Source organism: Longispora urticae (assembly GCF_053902585.1).
The window spans coordinates 96,472-112,777 of the sequence record NZ_JAQZSH010000011.1; the positions used below are offsets into that span (position 1 = coordinate 96,472).

The 16,306-nt window shown below is 70.0% G+C and carries 14 protein-coding genes and 1 riboswitch; of the genes, 9 read left to right on the forward strand and 5 right to left on the reverse strand.

Annotated elements, in window-relative coordinates; translation table 11 throughout:
- Positions 1-146: 146 nt before the first annotated feature.
- The 5 genes from PT931_RS05435 (at position 147) to PT931_RS05455 (ending at position 5,207) form a co-directional block, all read left to right on the forward strand.
- The gene (locus tag PT931_RS05435; protein WP_456244584.1) at positions 147-2,030 is read left to right on the forward strand and encodes a Xaa-Pro dipeptidyl-peptidase; all 1,884 of its coding nucleotides are present in this window, start codon (positions 147-149) and stop codon (positions 2,028-2,030) included.
- A gap of 106 nt (positions 2,031-2,136) precedes the next feature.
- Entirely contained in the window at positions 2,137-3,003 is an 867-nt protein-coding gene (locus PT931_RS05440; RefSeq protein WP_456244585.1) for an N-acetylmuramoyl-L-alanine amidase, read from the forward strand.
- A 68-nt stretch (positions 3,004-3,071) separates the two neighbouring features.
- Positions 3,072-3,956 (forward strand): GEVED domain-containing protein, encoded by an 885-nt coding sequence (locus PT931_RS05445; protein WP_456244586.1) that lies wholly within the window; start codon positions 3,072-3,074, stop codon positions 3,954-3,956.
- 120 nt (positions 3,957-4,076) lie between these two features.
- Positions 4,077-4,463 (forward strand): NUDIX domain-containing protein, encoded by a 387-nt coding sequence (locus PT931_RS05450; RefSeq protein WP_363724811.1) that lies wholly within the window; start codon positions 4,077-4,079, stop codon positions 4,461-4,463.
- A 222-nt stretch (positions 4,464-4,685) separates the two neighbouring features.
- Complete coding sequence (locus PT931_RS05455; RefSeq protein WP_456244587.1) at positions 4,686-5,207, forward strand: DUF4352 domain-containing protein; 522 nt, start codon at positions 4,686-4,688, stop codon at positions 5,205-5,207.
- Here the strand turns inward: PT931_RS05455 and PT931_RS05460 are convergent.
- Positions 5,204-5,635, reverse strand: a complete 432-nt coding sequence (locus tag PT931_RS05460; protein ID WP_456244588.1) for a MarR family winged helix-turn-helix transcriptional regulator — start codon at positions 5,633-5,635, stop codon at positions 5,204-5,206. The two genes, PT931_RS05455 and PT931_RS05460, sit on opposite strands and share 4 nt — an antisense overlap.
- A gap of 74 nt (positions 5,636-5,709) precedes the next feature.
- On the opposite strand from PT931_RS05460, the gene PT931_RS05465 reads away from it, so the two are divergent.
- On the forward strand, positions 5,710-6,663 hold the full coding sequence (locus PT931_RS05465) for an aldo/keto reductase (RefSeq protein WP_456244589.1): 954 nt from the start codon (positions 5,710-5,712) through the stop codon (positions 6,661-6,663).
- 64 nt (positions 6,664-6,727) lie between these two features.
- Here PT931_RS05465 and PT931_RS05470 read toward each other — a convergent pair whose 3' ends face one another.
- The gene (locus tag PT931_RS05470) at positions 6,728-7,702 is read right to left on the reverse strand and encodes a C40 family peptidase (RefSeq protein WP_456244590.1); all 975 of its coding nucleotides are present in this window, start codon (positions 7,700-7,702) and stop codon (positions 6,728-6,730) included.
- A 14-nt stretch (positions 7,703-7,716) separates the two neighbouring features.
- Positions 7,717-7,861: riboswitch (cyclic di-AMP (ydaO/yuaA leader) on the reverse strand.
- A gap of 152 nt (positions 7,862-8,013) precedes the next feature.
- Between PT931_RS05470 and PT931_RS05475 the strand changes: the two genes are divergently transcribed.
- Positions 8,014-8,949, forward strand: coding sequence for a threonine ammonia-lyase (locus tag PT931_RS05475; RefSeq protein WP_456244591.1), 936 nt, complete (start codon positions 8,014-8,016; stop codon positions 8,947-8,949).
- Between the two features lie 43 nt (positions 8,950-8,992).
- Here PT931_RS05475 and PT931_RS05480 read toward each other — a convergent pair whose 3' ends face one another.
- The 3 genes from PT931_RS05480 to PT931_RS05490 are packed head-to-tail and all read right to left on the reverse strand — an operon-like array spanning position 8,993 to position 13,035.
- Positions 8,993-11,065, reverse strand: a complete 2,073-nt coding sequence (locus PT931_RS05480; protein WP_456244592.1) for a S9 family peptidase — start codon at positions 11,063-11,065, stop codon at positions 8,993-8,995.
- 21 nt (positions 11,066-11,086) lie between these two features.
- Entirely contained in the window at positions 11,087-12,697 is a 1,611-nt protein-coding gene (locus PT931_RS05485) for a SpoIIE family protein phosphatase (RefSeq protein ID WP_456244593.1), read from the reverse strand.
- Between the two features lie 56 nt (positions 12,698-12,753).
- Positions 12,754-13,035, reverse strand: coding sequence for a hypothetical protein (locus PT931_RS05490; protein WP_456244594.1), 282 nt, complete (start codon positions 13,033-13,035; stop codon positions 12,754-12,756).
- Positions 13,036-13,056: 21 nt separating this feature from the next.
- Between PT931_RS05490 and PT931_RS05495 the strand changes: the two genes are divergently transcribed.
- Together PT931_RS05495 and PT931_RS05500 are read left to right on the forward strand one after the other, a co-directional pair.
- On the forward strand, positions 13,057-15,756 hold the full coding sequence (locus PT931_RS05495) for an ATP-binding protein (RefSeq protein WP_456244595.1): 2,700 nt from the start codon (positions 13,057-13,059) through the stop codon (positions 15,754-15,756).
- Positions 15,753-16,280 (forward strand): response regulator, encoded by a 528-nt coding sequence (locus PT931_RS05500; protein WP_456244596.1) that lies wholly within the window; start codon positions 15,753-15,755, stop codon positions 16,278-16,280. Before PT931_RS05495 ends, PT931_RS05500 begins: the two co-directional genes overlap by 4 nt.
- Positions 16,281-16,306: the final 26 nt, after the last annotated feature.

A 16,306-nucleotide genomic window follows, 5' to 3' on the forward strand; every position in this document is an offset into this window, starting at 1 on the left:
TCGATGCGTCCGGCAGGTATAGAACGCGATTTATCGGAGGGTAAGAAGGGCGACTTATGGTAAAAAAACTCATTGGCACACCCAGACCTAGACATCGATAATCGCGTATGTCACTGTGGGCTGGAATTTCGGCCCCTGGAGGATCCATGCGTCGTCTGTTCGTCGTCGGACTGGCCCTGGTCGCCGCCATCGCGGGGACCCCGCCGGCGCACGCCGCCCCACGCGCGACCCAGAGTGAGCCGATCTACTCGTACACCGACGCGATCCGCGAGGCGGTGTATGTCGACACGCCGCTGGACAACGACGGCAACGGCGTGCCGGACAAGGTGGCCGTCGACATCGTCCGGCCCCGCGAGCCCGCCCAGGCCGGCGCCAGGGTCCCCGTGATCATGGACGCCTCGCCGTACTACCAGTGCTGCGGCCGGGGCAACGAGAGCGAGAAGAAGGTCTACGCCAACGGCGTGGTCACCAAGTTCCCGCTGTACTACGACAACTACTTCGTCCCGCGCGGCTACGCCTTCCTCGCCGTGGACCTCGCCGGCACCTCCCGCTCGACGGGCTGCATGGACGTCGGCGGCCCCGAGGAGGTCCTCGGCGCGAAGGCCGTGATCGACTGGCTGAACGGCACGGCCACCGCCCGCACCGCGACGGGCACCCCGGTCGTCGCCACCTGGGCCACCGGCAAGGTCGGCATGATCGGCAAGTCCTGGGACGGCAGCGTCGCCAACGGGGTCGCCGCCACCGGGGTGAAGGGCCTGGCCACGATCGTGCCCATCGCCGCGATCTCCAGCTGGTACGACTACAACCGGGTCAACGGGGCCGTCAACCCCCGGGTCAGCTCCGTGCCGAGCCTGCACAGCCTCGTCAACGGCCGCCCGGCCGGCACCTGCACCGCCGTCGCCAACGCCCTGAGCACCGGCTCGGACCCGGCGACCGGCAACTACAACGCCTTCTGGAACGCGCGCGACTACAAGGCCAAGGCTAGCCAGGTGAAGGCTTCCGTGTTCGTCGTACACGGCATGAACGATCTGAATGTCGCCGGTGTCAACTATGGACAGTGGTGGGACGCGCTGGCCGCCAACAACGTGCCGCGCAAGATCTGGCTGTCCCAGGAGGGGCACGTCGACCCGTTCGACTTCCGCCGGCAGGCGTGGGTGGACACCCTGCACCGCTGGTTCGACTACTGGCTGCTCGGCCTGGACAGCGGGATCATGTCCGAGCCGATGGCCTCCGTCGAGCGCGGCGCGGACGTCTGGGCCGACTCCACCAACTGGCCGCCGGCCGGCACGGTCGACGGCGTCTACTCCCTGAAGGCCGGCACCCCGGGCGACCTCAGCCTCGCAGCTCCGACGGCCGGCACCACCTCGATCTCCGACTCGCCGAACGCCAGCGAGACCACCACCGTCAGCAACCCGACCCAGAACAAGAACGGCCGCAAGGTGTACTGGACCGCGCCGCTCACCGCGCCCCTGCACCTGGCCGGCACCCCGACGATCACGCTGCGGGTGAAGTCGAGCAAGCCGACGACGATCCTGTCCGCGCGGCTCGTCGACTACGGCACCGCGACCCGGGTCAACTACCGCAGCGCCGGCGAGGGGATCACCACGCTCGCGGGGGAGTCCTGCTGGGGACCGGCCACGCCCGCCGACGACGCCTGTTACAAGAACACGGCGAAGACGGTGGCGACCGCGGACCTGGCCGTACTCAGCCGGGGCTGGATCGACGGCGCGCACCGGGACTCGCTGAGCAGCCCGACGAACATGGCGGCGGGCACCTGGTACACGGTGACCTGGAAGCTCCGGCCCCTCGACCAGGTGCTGGCCCCCGGCCACCGGCTCGGCCTCGTACTCAGCCTCAGCGACCAGGAGTTCGTGTCCCCGAAGTCCACCGGCGCGACCGTCGACATCGACCTGGCCCGGAGCCTGCTGCGCCTGCCGACCGCCCCGGACGCCGTGGCCGGGCTGACCGCCGGAGAGTCCGCGATCACGGTCGAGGCCCCGGACGCGCCCTCGGTGGTGGACTTCCGGTAGCCCTCTGACCTGCGGTGCGACGCTTCCCGGTCCCACGAGTTGGGAGCCGGGAAGCGTCCGCCGGCTAGGATGACCGGGTCCTGGCGTCGATGAAGGGAACTCGCTCGTGCGGACCCGAGTGCACAACGCAGCCGTGTTCGTGGCGGCCGGAGCCCTCGCGGTGCTCGCCGGTTGCGGCACGTCCGCGCCGAGGGCGACCCCGGTCGCCGCGCAGGTGAGCCCGTCGGAGGCCGCGCCGAGCCCGTCCGCCGCGCCCACCACGGCCGCGCCCTCGCCCTCCGCGACGCCGTCGCCGTCCGGCTCGAAGGCCCCCGGGATGGTGACCAAGGGCCTGGCCGGCAAGACGATCGTCATCGACCCCGGGCACAACCGGAACAACTACCAGCACGTCTCCGAGATCAACAAGCAGGTCGACGCGGGCAACGGCATGAAGGCCTGCGACACCACGGGCACCCAGACCAACGACGGGTACTCGGAGGCGGCGTTCACCTGGGACGTCTCGACCCGGCTGGCGACCCTGCTCCGGGCGGCCGGCGCCAAGGTCGTCATGACGGTGGACGCCGGCACGCCGTGGGGCCCCTGCATCACCGACCGGGCCAGGATCGGCAACCAGTCGGGCGCGGACGTGGTGATCTCCGTGCACGCGGACGGCGGGCCGGCCGGTGGTTCCGGGTTCCACGTGATGGAGCCCGGGTTGGCGAGCCCGACGAAGGCGGACTCGCACCGGCTGGCGATCGCCGTGCGCGACGCGTACCGCGCGGGGACCGGCCTGCGGACCGCCAGCTACATCGGACAGGACGGCCTCAACCCGCGTACCGACATGGGCGGTTTGAATCTGAGCACTGTGCCGAAGGTGATGTTGGAGGCCGGCAACATGCGGAACGCCACTGATGCGGGCCTGATGAAAAGTCCGGACTTTCGCCAGAAAGCAGCACAATCGCTGGTCACCGCCTTGAGCCGGTATCTCAGCTAATTGGACATATGGGGTAAGATCCGCTAATCATGCCTAATGGCTGGTGGTTCTCTCCCAAGGATGGTGCTGTGCGAGTACATTCCCGGCTTGCTGCGGCGGTTGCCGCCGGCTGGATAATCATTGGTTCCCTGTCCCTCCCCGGCGCGGCCCAGGCCACGCCCGCCGCTCCGGCGGCCCCTGCCGCTCCTGCCGCTCCTGCTGCTCCCGCCGCGCCGGCCGCGCCCGCCGCGGTCGCTGAGGACGGCAAAGGCACTGACTGGGCCGACGCCCCGGACAGCTACCTGACCAGCCTCGCCGTCAACGGCCCCCGGCACACGTTCTCCGAGGCCACGAAGGGGCAGACCTTCGCCCTCGGCAAGACGGTCGACTTCGAGAACGACGGCCACCCGAGCATCAAGGCCCAGGGGGACGACAAGCTCGGCACGGACGACGAGGACGCCTTCCCGAACCCGCTGGTCCTGGACCGCAGCGGCGCCACGATCGACCTGCCGGTGCCCGTCACCAACACCGGGCACATCGCCGGCACCCTGGCCGGCTGGCTGGACTTCAACAACAACGGCAAGTTCGAGGCCAGCGAGCGGGCCGTGTCCCCGTTCGCCGGGAACGCCACCTCGGTGGTCCTGACGTTCAACGTCCCCGCCGCGACCGAGGGTGACACCTACGGCTACGTCAACGACACCCCGTTCATCCGGGTCCGGATGTACCCGGGCGCGAACTCCGCCCCGACCGTCTTCGGCGCCACCCCCGGTGGTGAGGTCGAGGACCACCCGGTGGTGTGGGGCACGACCCCGAAGCCGTCGGCCACCCCGTCCGTCAAGGGGCAGCTCCCGGTCACCGGCCAGAGCAACGGCAACGTCTGGTCGACGCTGATCCCGGTGGGTGCCGGGCTCCTCCTGCTGGGCGGGGTCCTGGTCGGCTGGGCGTACCGGCGGCGGCTGATCGTCCGCGCCTAGCGTTCACTTCCCGGGGCGTCCCGGTGGCAGGCCCGTGAGGGCGGCCACCGGGACGCTTCCGTTTCCCGGGCCGTCGGCCCCCAACCGGACACCACGGACGCGAGGCTCTAGCCTCACGGCATGGAGATCACTCGCGAGGTGGCCGTCATCGTCCTCACCGATCCCGCCGGTCGGGTGCTCATGCAGCACCGCACCGAGGACGCGCCGGTGTCTCCGGGCCAGTGGACACCCCCCGGTGGTCGGCTCGAGCCGGGCGAGACCCCGCTGCTCGCCGCCCAGCGCGAGCTGTACGAGGAGACCGGGCTCGTCGCGTACCTCAAGGCCGTCCGGGTCGTCGAACTGGGCGCGACCGACGGGGTCGGGGTGCGGTTCCACATCTTCTCCGGCACCACCGAGGCGACCCAGGACGAGGTGGTGGTCGGGGAGGGGCAGGCGATGCTGTTCCTCACCCGGGAGGAGATCGCGGCCAAGGAGCTGACCGGCATCGCCCGGGTGATCTTCCCCTAGTTGTCCACAGGCCGCCGTGGCCGGTTGTCCACAGGTCGGGGAGCCCCGCCGCGCGTTGTCCACAGGCTGGTGGTTGTCCACAGGACGTAGCCGGCTTGTGCACAGAGCCTGTGGATAACCCTGTGCACAACCTGTGGATAAGTTGTGGACAACCCTGTGGGTAACCTCTCTTCCTTGTGGATAACCTGTGGATAACCGCAGGTCGAACGTAGGCTCGGGCGCATGGCGAACAAGAGCAAGCTGCCGCTCGCGCTGGGCATCGCCGCGCTACTCCTCGTGATCGGCGTCGGTGTCCTGGTGTTGTCCACAGGCGGCAAGGACGAGGACAAGAAGGTCGCCCAGCCGACCCCGTCGGCCACGGGCCCGGTCCGGGACGCCGGCTTCGAGTTCACCGCGGACAAGGTCGAGTGCGGGGTCGAGAAGGTCGGGGCCGACGCGCTGACCAAGACCCCCCAGGGGCAGTTCTGCCTGGTCACGCTCGGGGTGCGGAACACCGCCACCCAGGGCCAGCTGTTCACCGACTCGTTGCAGCGCGCGTTCACCGACGCCGGGGTCGAGGTCCGTAGCGACCCGGTGGCCGGGGTCTACGCCAACGGCGCGAACCAGGCACTCGTCAAGGAGATCCCGGCGGGTACGACGGCCACCGGCGTCGTCGTGTTCGACATCCCCAAGGGCGCGAAGCTGACCCGGCTGGAGCTGCACGGCGGCGTCACCGGTTCCGGCACTGTGCTGCCGGTCGGCTAACCCGCCGCGCCGGGCGGGTCGGTCAGCGCGCTGAGCGCCCGGATCAGGAACTCCCGGAACTTCTCCTGCTCCTCCGGCGTGAACCCCGAGATCAACCGCGCCTCGACCGCCAGATTCCCCGGCTCGACCCGTTCCAGCAGCTCCAGCCCGGCCGGCGTCGCCTTCAGCACCAGCACCTGGGCGTGCACGTCCGTCCGGTGCTTCTCGATCAGGCCCTTGGCCAGCAGGTTCGCGGTGATCGTGGACATGGTCTGCGGGGTCACCAGGCACACCCGGGCGAGCTGGGCGGCAGAGAAGTTGTTGGGCGAGGCCGCGAGCACCAGTAACGCCAGGTGCTGCGGCACGGTCAGCCCGGACTCCCGGAACGCGTCGGCCTTGGCGGCGGTCAGCGTCTGCTCCAGCCTGCGTACGAACATCCCGAGTTGCATGGTTGGCACACTATCAGTGCTCTGATAGTCTCGGCCCCAGAACAATCAGAACACTGATAGCTGGGAGAGTACTGATGCAGCAGCGCACCCTGGGCACCACCGACCTGACCGTGGGCGCGGTCGGCCTCGGCTGCATGGGCATGACCTGGGCGTACTCGACGGGGACCCAGTCGCCCGACGAGCACATCAAGGTCATCCACCGGGCCATCGACCTCGGCGTGACCCTGATCGACACGGCCGACATCTACGGGCCGTACGACAACGAGGAGCTCGTCGGCCGCGCGCTCGCCGGCCGCCGCGACGAGGTCGTGCTCGCCACCAAGGCCGGGCTGGTCCCCGCCCCGTTCCCGGCCGCGATGAAGCCCGACGGCCGCCCCGAGCACATCCGGGCGGCGGTCGACGCGTCCCTGAAGCGGCTCGGCGTCGACCACATCGACCTGTACCAGATGCACCGCGTCGACCCGGCCGTGCCGATCGAGGAGTCGTGGGGCGCGTTCGCCGAGCAGGTCGAGGCCGGCAAGGTCCGGTACCTCGGGCTGTCCGAGGTGACCGCCGAGGAGGCCGCCCGCGCGCACGCCGTGCACCCGGTCGCCAGCATCCAGTCCGAGCTGTCGCTGTGGGCCCGGGACTACCTCGACGAGGTCCTGCCCTGGACGAAGGCCAACGGGGCGGCGTTCATCCCGTTCTCGCCGCTCGGCCGGGGCTACCTGACCGGCGCGCTCGCGAGCATCGACGACCTGGAGGAGGGCGACCGGCGCCGCCTGATGCCCCGGTTCTCCGCCGAGCTGATGCTCGCCAACCAGAAGCTGGTCGACGCGGTCCGGGTCATCGCCGACCGGCACGGCGCCCGGCCCGGTCAGGTGGCGCTCGCGTGGACCCTGGCGCAGGGGGAGCACGTGGTGCCGATCCCGGGCACCAAGCGGATCTCCTACCTGGAGGAGAACGCGGCGGCGGCGGACCTCGTCCTCACCGCCGAGGACCTCGCGGATCTCGACACGCTGCCGACCCCCGAGGGCACCCGCTACTAGCTAGTCCCCGGACACACGAACGGCCCGTCCTCCTCGTGGAGGGCGGGCCGTTCGCAGGGGGGTGTCAGCGCGCGTACTTGGGGCGGGCGTAGGCGGTCGGGGTGTCCCCGCCCATGTCCACGCCCTCGACCTTGACGTTCTGACCGGGCTGCGGGGCGTGCACGACCAGGTTGTTGCCGATGTACAGGGCCACGTGCCGGTCGCCGCCGTAGAAGATCAGGTCACCGGGCTGGAGCTGCGACCGGGTGATCGGGGTCGACGCGTCGCGCTGCCAGCCGGTGTAGTGCCCCATGGACACGCCACCCGCGGCCCACGCGGCCATTGTCAGGCCGGAGCAGTCGTAGGCGTCCGGACCGCCGGCGGCCCACACGTACGGCTTGCCGATCTGGGCCATCGCGAAGGTCACCGCCTTGCCGGGCGGGCCGGGGATGAACGGCGGCACGTAGTCGATCCGGGTGCCGTTCCGACTCGCCCGGTCCTTGTACGCCGCGGTCCGCTGGGCCTGCAGGGCGTCCATCTCGCCGGTGATCGAGACCTTCTTGGCGGAGAGCTCGGACTCCATCTTCTGCTGCGAGTCGAGCAGGGTCTGGATCTTCTTCTTCTCGGCGTCGAGGGGTGCCTTGAGTCTGTTCAGCTCGTCGATCTGCTTCTGCTCCGACGCGCTGATGGCGTCGAGGAGGGTCAGCTGTTCGAGCATCGAGTCCGCCGAGCCGCCCCCGAGGAGGGCGTTGGCGGTGCTGGCCTTGCCGCCCTTGTACGCGGCGGCGGACATCAGGCCGATCTGCGCGTACGCGACGTCGACCTTGTCCTGGAGGGGCTTGACCTTGAGGGAGGCGGCCTCGACCTCGGCCTTGGTGGTCTTCAGCGTCGCGGCAGTCTTGTTGTACTGCTCGATCGTGCCTTCCAGCGCACTCCACTTGGAATCCAACTGGCGCTCGATCTCGTCGACATCGTCGGCGTGCGCGCTGCCCGCGAAGGACATCACGACGGAGGCGGTGACGGCGACGACGGCTAAATAGGCTCCGCGGACGGATTTCACCTGGGCTGCTGACTCCTTCTTCCCTCAGCCGCCTACCGGGTTAGCTGACGGGTTCGGGCGGGAAGATCGCCCTACCGCCACTACGAACAGTGACGGATTCACCCCAACTAGCTCTGTGGGTCCCCGATTCGCCACAGGGCGACTCGGCGGCATTCGACCGGTGCTCCCCCCGTCGGGTCGCTGTACCCGGACGAACGGTCCCAAGGCTAGACGCTGGACTGGGGGGTAACAAGTTATCTGCTTGTGCCACTTCGTGCGGTAGCTACCCAACTACCTAACGATGAATTCCGCGTGTGGTTACCTTGACGACTATGAGGCTCGTGACCTTGGGTGACATCCAGAAAGCCGCCACAACCATTGCGGGTACCGCGCTGCGGACCCAGCTCGTGCCGTGCGCGTGGGCCGACGCCGACCGGCCACTCTGGCTGAAGCCGGAGAACCTGCAGCCCATCGGCGCTTTCAAGATCCGTGGCGCGCGCAACGCGATCCGCCCGGACATGCCCGGAGTCATCGCGTACTCGTCGGGCAACCACGGCCAGGCGGTCGCGTACGTGGCCCGGCAACTGGGCATGCCCGCCATCATCGTCGTCCCCGACACCACCCCCGAGGTGAAGATCGCGGGCATGCAGAACCTCGGCGCGGATGTGATCGTCGTCTCACCCGGCGAGCGGGAGGCCCGGGCCCTCGAACTGGTCGCGAAGCACGGCTACCCGCTCATCCCGCCGTTCGACCACGTCGACATCATCGCCGGACAGGGCACCGTCGGGCTGGAGATCGCCGAGGACCTGCCGGACGTGGAGGTCGTGCTCGTACCCGTCAGCGGGGGTGGCCTGCTCTCCGGGGTCGGCACCGCCATCCGCGCGCTCGCCCCGAACGCGAAGGTGATCGGCGTCGAACCCGCGCTGGCCGCCGACGCCCGGGAGAGCCTCGCCGCCGGCCGGGTCGTGTCCTGGCCGCTGGAACAGACCGAGAAGACCATCGCCGACGGTCTGCGCAGCCCGCGGCTGTCCGAGCTGACGTTCGCGCACATCCGCGAGGTGGCCGACGCGATCGTCACCGTCACCGAGGAGGAGATCGGCGCGGCCGTGGGCGTGCTCGCCCGGTCCTCGCGGCTGGTGGCGGAGCCGAGCGGGGCGGTGTCCACGGCGGCGTACCTCTACCACCGGGAGGAGCTGCCGCTCGGGCGGACCGTCGCGATCATCTCCGGCGGGAACATCAACCCGGCGCTGCTGGCGGCTCTGGTCTGACCAGCCCGGCGCCGGCCCCGACGTGGGCCGGCGCCGGGTCTGCCTAGCCCGCCAGCCCCACCACGTCCAACAGCCACGCGTTCACGTACGACTCCTCTTTCCACACGTCGTACCGGCCCGACGGGCCCATGTGCCCCGCGCCCATCTCCGTCTTGAGCAGCACCGGACCGCCCCGCCCGACGACCCGCAACCGGGCGACCCACTTCGCGGCCTCGTGCACGCCGACCCGGGGATCGTTCAGCCCGGCCATCACGAGCAGCGCCGGGTACTCCTGCGCGGTGACGTTCTCGTACGGGGAGTAGGACTTCATGTACGCGTACACCTCGGGGTCGGCCAGCGGGTTGCCCCACTCGTCCCACTCGACGACGGTGAGCGGCATCGTCGGGTCGAGGATCGTGTTCAGCGCGTCCACGAACGGCACCTGCGCGACGATCCCGCCGAACGCCTCCGGCGCGATGTTGGCGATCGCGCCCATCAGCAGGCCGCCGGCCGACGCGCCCCGGGCGACGGTGCGCTCCGGGCTGGTCCAGCCGGCCGCCGCCAGGTGCCGCGCGCAGGCCACGAAGTCGGTGAAGGTGTTCTTCTTGTGCAGCAGCTTGCCGTCGTCGTACCAGTGCCGGCCCATCTCGCCGCCGCCGCGGACGTGCGCGATGGCGAACGTGACGCCCCGGTCCACCAGGGACAGCCGGGCGATGGAGAACCACGGGTCGATGCTGGTCTCGTAGCTGCCGTAGCCGTACAGCGACAGGGGGGCCGAGCCGTCCCGGGGCGTACCCTTCAAGGTCATGATCGAGATGGGTACCCGGGTGCCGTCGGGGGCCGTCGCCCACTCGCGGAACTGCTCGTAGCGCTCCGGGTCGAAGTCGCCCAGCACCGGGCGGCGCTTCAGCAGGGTCAGCTCGCCGGTGGCGATGGTGTAGTCGTACACCGAGTCGGGGGTGGCCAGCGAGGTGTACGCCAGCCGGAACGTCGACGCCGGGTAGTGCGCGTTGCCGGTGGGGGACACGTCGTACACCGGCTCGGGGAACGTCAGCTCGCGCGGTTCGCCGTCGTTGGGCAGCACCCGCAGCCCGGTCAGGCCGTCGCGGCGGAAGTGCACGACCGCGTGGTCGGCGAACGCCTGCACGTCCAGCAGCCGGGTGTCCTCGCGGTGCCCGATCACCTCGTGGAACTGGTTCGTGTCGTCGACCGGGGTCCAGCCGAGGACGAAGTTCTCCGCGTCGTGGTTGTGCAGTACCCAGAAGCGGTCGCCCTGGTGGTCGATCTGCACCTCGACGCCCTCGACCCGGCCCGCGCCGAAGACGGCGAACCCGCCGGTCGGATCGTCCGAGGACACGAACCGCAGCTCGCTGGTGATCTTGCTGCCGATGTCGATGACCAGGTAGTCGGCGGACCGGGTCAGGCCCACGCTCACCCAGAACTTCTCGTCGGTCTCGTGGTGGACCAGCACGTCTGGCTCGGTGGAGCCCAGGGTGTGCCGCCACACCTGGTGCGGGCGCCAGGCCTCGTCGACGGTCAGGTAGAACAGCACGTCCCCGGCCCGCGACCAGGCGGAACCGTGGAAGGTGTTCGGGATCTCGTCGGGGAGCACCTCGCCGGTGACCAGGTTCTTCACCCGCATCGTGTACCGCTCGTCGCCCGAGTAGTCCGTCGAGAACGCGAGCAGGGTGCCGTCGGGGCTCGGGTCGTACGTACCCAGGGAGAAGAAGTCCTTGTCGCCGGCCAGCTCGTTCTCGTCGAGCACGACCTGCTCGCCCGGGAGCGGCGCGCCGTCCGGGGACACCTGCGGGACCGCGTCACCGGTGACGGGCACCCGGCAGTGGATGCCGTACTGCTTGCCTTCGACGGTGCGGCTGTAGTACCAGAAATCGCCCTGCCGGGTCGGGACCGACAGGTCCGTCTCCTGGGTGCGCGTCTTCAACTCGGTGAACAGCGTCTCCCGGAGCCCGGCGAGGTGCGCGGTCGCCTGCTCGGCGAAGGCGTTCTCCGCCTCCAGGTAGCCGATGGTGTCCGGGTCGGTCTTGTCCTGGAGCCACGCGTACTCGTCGACCGTGGAGTCGCCGTGCTGCACACGGGTCGTGGGAACCTGCTTGGCGAGCGGGGGAACTGCGTTCATAGCGGGCAACGCTACCCGAGGTCAGCCCGGGTTGCGCAGCACCAACAAGGCGATGTCGTCGCGCGGCTGCTCGGGCGAGAAGGCCAGGGCCGCGGCGCGCAACCGGCTCGCGACCGCCTGCGCCGGCAACCCGGTCAGACCGGCCAGTTCCTGGCGGAGCCGGTCCTGGCCGTACAGCTCGTCGCCGCGCCGGCGCTCCGTCACCCCGTCGGTGTAGAACACCAGCGCGTCGCCCGGCGCGAGCCGGACCGTGGCCAGCGGGGTACGCACCGTGTCCAGCAGGCCGACCGCCGTGCCGCCCTCGCCGACCAGCGTCGTACCGCCGTCCTCGTGCAGCAGCACCGGCTTGTCGTGCCCGGCGAGGCACAGTTCCAGCTCCACCACGCCGTTCGTCGACCGGGTCACGATCGCCGCCGCCAGGGTGCAGTGCTTGCCGTCGCCGCGTTCCAACATCGTCGTGTTGAGCAGCTCCATCGTCCGGGGCAGCGAACGGCCGTCGCGGACCAGCACCCTGACCACGTCGCGGACCAGGCCGGTGAGCGCCGCGGCCTGCGCGCCCTTGCCGCACACGTCCCCGATGGAGACCAGCCAGGTGTACGCCTCGCCGCCGTCCCCGGCCGGGTCACCCAGGGGCAGCACGTCGTAGAAGTCGCCGCCGACATCGGTGCCGGTGCTCGCGGGCACGTACTCCGCGCCGAACTCCAGCCCCGTGGACAACGGCAGTGCGGCCGGCAGCAGGGCCCGCTGGAACGCCTGGGCGATGTTCTCCCGCTCGGCGTGGATCCGCGCGTTGTCCAGGGCGAGCGCGACCCGCCGGGCCAGGTCGGCGACCACGGCGACCTCGTCCACGCTGTGCAGCCGGTCCAGGTGCCGGCCCACGGACAGCGTGCCGAGCAGCTGGTCCCGGGCGATCAGCGGCACGGCCACGCCCTCGAACGGCCGGGGCAGGGTGACCGGGGCCCGGGAGGTGACCACGTCGCGGAGCCGGGGGGCGACCTCGTCGAGTTCCTGGCGGAGGACGGGCAGCGCGCTCTCGTCCCGGTGCAGCCAGGTCGCCAGGGTCAGGTTGCCCCACTCGTCGGCGCTGTGCACCGCGCACCAGTCACCCAGCCGGGGCACGACGAGCTGCGGGATCAGGGCCAGGGTCAGTTCGGGGTCCAGGGACTGGGCGAGCAGCTCGCTCGTCTCGGACAGGAACGACAGCCAGTCCCGGCGCTGCGGGGAGGCCGGGGGCTCGGTGTGCGACGGCGGCGTACGGTCCAACCGGAACCACACCCCCTTGCGGTCCTCGCCGTGCGTGGTGCCCCACGCGCTCGCGAACTGGTCGACCAGCAACAGCCCTCGCCCACCCTCGCTGAAGTGGTCCGGCCGGGTGGCCGGTCCGATGTCGCCGCCCACGAAGTCGGTGACCGTGACCGTGACCCCCGCGTCGTCCACCTGGACGTCGACATCGATGTCAGTACCGGCGTGCACGACACCGTTGGTCGAGAGCTCCGTGGTCAGCAGCAGAGCCTCGTCCAGCAACTCCGCCAGGCCCGCCTCCGCGAGAACCTCGCGGACGGCGGCACGGGCGTGCGCCGGTGACTGGTGGTCGGCTGGCAGTCGAAGCCGTCGCCGGGCGTGCGTAGGCACGGGTGAAGTCTCTCCTGACCGGGTACTTTTCCGCTAGTTCATGGCCGAGATAGTGATCAGGGTGCCGGGTTCTCGCCATTTGCGCCATCGCAGGGGAGGATGGGGCGATGGACTCCGCGCTGCTCACTCAGCTCGTTGACGCGTTGGGGCGTGTCCAGCAGGGTGACTTTCAGGTACGTCTGCCCCAAAACTCCTCCTCCGAGGGTGCCGACGAGGTCGCTGACCGGTTCAACAAGGTTGTCGAACAGCTCGAGCGCCGAAATCAGGACCTGATCAGGATCGCGCAGATCGTCGGCCGGGAGGGTGAACTCACCGAACGCCTCGACGTGACAGATCATCCCGGCGAGTGGGGTGGCGGCGTGCGCGCCGTCAACGCGCTCATCGACGACCTCGGCCGGCCGACCACGGAGATCGCCCGCGTGATCGTCGCCGTCGCGGACGGCGACCTGTCGCAGAAGATGGCCCTCCAGATCGACGGCCAGCCGATGCGGGGCGAGTTCGCCCGGATCGGCCGCACGGTGAACACCATGGTCGACCAGCTGTCGTCCTTCGCCGACGAGGTGACCCGGGTCGCCCGCGAGGTCGGTACCGAGGGCAAGCTCGGCGGGCAGGCGAAGGTCACCGGCGTGTCGGGTACCTGGCGGGACCTCACGTACAACGTGAACTTCATGGCGTCGAACCTGACCGCCCAGGTCCGTAACATCGCCTCCGTCGCCACCGCCGTGGCCAAGGGTGACCTGTCGCAGAAGATCACGATCGACGCGCAGGGCGAGATCCTCGAGCTCAAGAGCACGATGAACACCATGGTGGACCAGCTGTCCTCCTTCGGTGACGAGGTCACGCGCGTGGCCCGCGAGGTCGGTTCCGAGGGCAAGCTGGGCGGCCAGGCGCAGGTGCGCGGCGTGTCCGGTACCTGGAAGGACCTCACCGAGAACGTCAACCAGCTCGCGTCCACCCTGACCACCCAGCTGCGGGCCATCGCGCGGGTGTCCACGGCCGTGACCCGGGGCGACCTGACCCAGCGGATCACGGTCGCCGCGCAGGGCGAGGTCGCGGAGCTGAAGGACAACATCAACCAGATGATCGTCACGCTCCGCGAGACGACGAAGAAGAACGCCGAGCAGGACTGGCTGAACTCCAACATGGCCCGGGTGTCCGGCCTGTTGCAGGGGCAGCGCGACCTCGGCGAGGTCTGCCGCATGATCATGGACGAGGTGACCCCGCTGATCGAGGCGCAGGTCGGCGCGTTCTTCCTCCAGCAGGAGGGCCAGGACGGTACGACCAGGCTGCGGCTCACCGGCTCCTACGGGTACGTGCCCGAGGGCCACGCCGTCGTGTTCGCGCCCGGCGAGGGGCTCGTCGGCCAGGCGGTCGCCGCCCGGCGCACGATCCGGGTCACGTCCACCCCGCCCGGCTACCTGACCGTGCGCAGCGGGCTCGGCAGCGCGCCGCCCGCCGACGTGGTCGTGCTCCCGGTGCTGTTCGAGGGCCAGCCGCTCGGCGTCATCGAGTTCGGCTCGCTGTCCACGTTCTCCGAGCTGCACCTGACGTTCCTCGACCGGCTCGTCGCCACGATCGGCGTCGCGCTGAACACGATCCGGGCCAACCAGCGCACCGAGGAGCTGCTCGCCCAGTCGCAGCGCCTGGCCCTGGAGCTGCAGGACCAGTCCGGGGAGATGTCGCGGACCAACCTCGAACTGGAGGAGAAGGCCGCGCTGCTGTCCGAGCAGAACCGCAACATCGAGATCAAGAACCAGGAGATCGAGATGGCCCGGCTCGGGCTGGAGGAGAAGGCGCAGCAGTTGGCGCTGGCTTCCCAGTACAAGTCGGAGTTCCTGGCGAACATGTCGCACGAGCTGCGTACCCCGCTGAACTCCCTGCTGCTCCTCGCCCGGTTGCTCGCCGACAACACCGAGCGCAACCTGTCCGAGAAGCAGATCGAGTTCGCGCGCACGATCCACAACGCGGGCTCCGACCTGCTGTCCCTCATCGACGACATCCTCGACCTGTCGAAGATCGAGGCCGGTCGGATGGACGTCGAGGCCAGCAACGTCGAACTGAGCGAGATCTCCGAGTACGTGGAGCGGGCGTTCCGCCCCCAGGCCGAGGAGAAGGGGCTCAAGCTCCGCGTCGACAGCACGGCCGACCTGCCCGCCACCGTCCTCACCGACGCGCAGCGGCTCCAGCAGATCCTGCGCAACCTGCTGTCCAACGCGGTCAAGTTCACCGACGCGGGTTCCGTGGTGCTCACCATCGGGGTCGCGCCCCGGGGGACCAGGTTCGGGGTGCCGACGCTCGACGGGGCCGAGCACGTGGTGTCGTTCGCGGTGCAGGACACCGGCATCGGCGTACCCGAGGAGAAGCTGTCCCTGATCTTCGACGAGTTCCAGCAGGCCGACGGCACGACGAGCCGCAAGTACGGGGGCACGGGCCTCGGGCTGTCCATCAGCCGCAAGCTCGCCCAGCTGCTCGGCGGCACGATCACGGTCGAGTCCGCGCCCGGCACGGGGTCCACGTTCACCCTGTTCCTGCCGGACGTGCTGCCCGGCCTGGCCCCGATCCGGCCGATCCAGCTGCCGTCCCGCCCCGCGCCCAGCAGCCAGCCGACGATGCGGGCCGCCAACGCGCCGGCGATCCTCCGCCAGCCGGCCGGCCCCGAGCAGCGGGTCACCAGCACCACCCAGCGGCTCGACGGCGCGTGCGTGCTGATCGTCGACGACGACGTCCGTAACGTGTTCGCCCTGACCAGCGCGTTGGAGCTGCACGGCATGACCGTCCTGTACGCCGACAACGGCGCCGAGGGCGTCCGCCTGATCACGGAACACCCGGAGGTCGACATCGTTCTGATGGACGCGATGATGCCCGACATGGACGGCAACGAGACGACCCAGGCGATCCGGCGGATCCCCGAGTTCGTGGACCTGCCCATCGTGTTCCTCACCGCCAAGGCGATGCCCGGCGACCGGGAGAAGGCGCTCGCGGCCGGGGCCAGCGACTACATCACCAAGCCCGTCGACCTCGACGACCTGCTGGAGCTCATGGGCGGGTGGGTTCAGTGACCGCCTCTCCCAAGGTCCTCATGGTCGACGACCGTCGGGAGAATCTCGTCGCGCTCGCCGCGATCCTGCAGGGGCTGGCCGTCGAGCCGGTGACCGCGTCCAGCGGGGAGGAGGCGCTCAAACGCCTGCTCACCGACGACTTCGCGGTCATCCTGCTCGACGCGCAGATGCCCGGTATGGATGGTTTCGAGACGGCCAGCCACATCAAGCAGCGCGAACGCACCCGGTACGTGCCGATCATCTTCCTCACCGCCGTGGACCGGGACTCGCACCTGGCCTTCCGGGGGTACGCGGCCGGGGCCGTCGACTACCTGACGAAGCCGTTCGACCCGTGGGCGCTGCGGGCGAAGGTGTCGGTGTTCGTGGACCTGTGGTCGAAGAACAAGCTGCTGATGGAGCAGGCCTCGACCGCCGCGAAGTACGCGTCTTTGGCGGCGGCCGTGGATGAGGCGTTGGTGCTGCTGGAGCGCGGGGACGCCGATGAGGCGGCGAAGTTGCTGGGGCAGGCGCGGCCTTCGGGCTGAGGCCCTGGCTTCCGCTGACGCGGGGC

Coding starts and splice junctions, on each gene's coding strand:
- PT931_RS05450 (WP_363724811.1), top strand. CDS start 4,077: ATGGAGATCACTCGCGAGGTGGCCGTCATCGTCCTCACCGATCCCGCC.
- PT931_RS05455 (WP_456244587.1), top strand. CDS start 4,686: ATGGCGAACAAGAGCAAGCTGCCGCTCGCGCTGGGCATCGCCGCGCTA.
- PT931_RS05475 (WP_456244591.1), top strand. CDS start 8,014: ATGAGGCTCGTGACCTTGGGTGACATCCAGAAAGCCGCCACAACCATT.
- PT931_RS05490 (WP_456244594.1), bottom strand. CDS start 13,035: ATGATCTGTCACGTCGAGGCGTTCGGTGAGTTCACCCTCCCGGCCGAC.
- PT931_RS05465 (WP_456244589.1), top strand. CDS start 5,710: ATGCAGCAGCGCACCCTGGGCACCACCGACCTGACCGTGGGCGCGGTC.
- PT931_RS05480 (WP_456244592.1), bottom strand. CDS start 11,065: ATGAACGCAGTTCCCCCGCTCGCCAAGCAGGTTCCCACGACCCGTGTG.
- PT931_RS05460 (WP_456244588.1), bottom strand. CDS start 5,635: ATGCAACTCGGGATGTTCGTACGCAGGCTGGAGCAGACGCTGACCGCC.
- PT931_RS05435 (WP_456244584.1), top strand. CDS start 147: ATGCGTCGTCTGTTCGTCGTCGGACTGGCCCTGGTCGCCGCCATCGCG.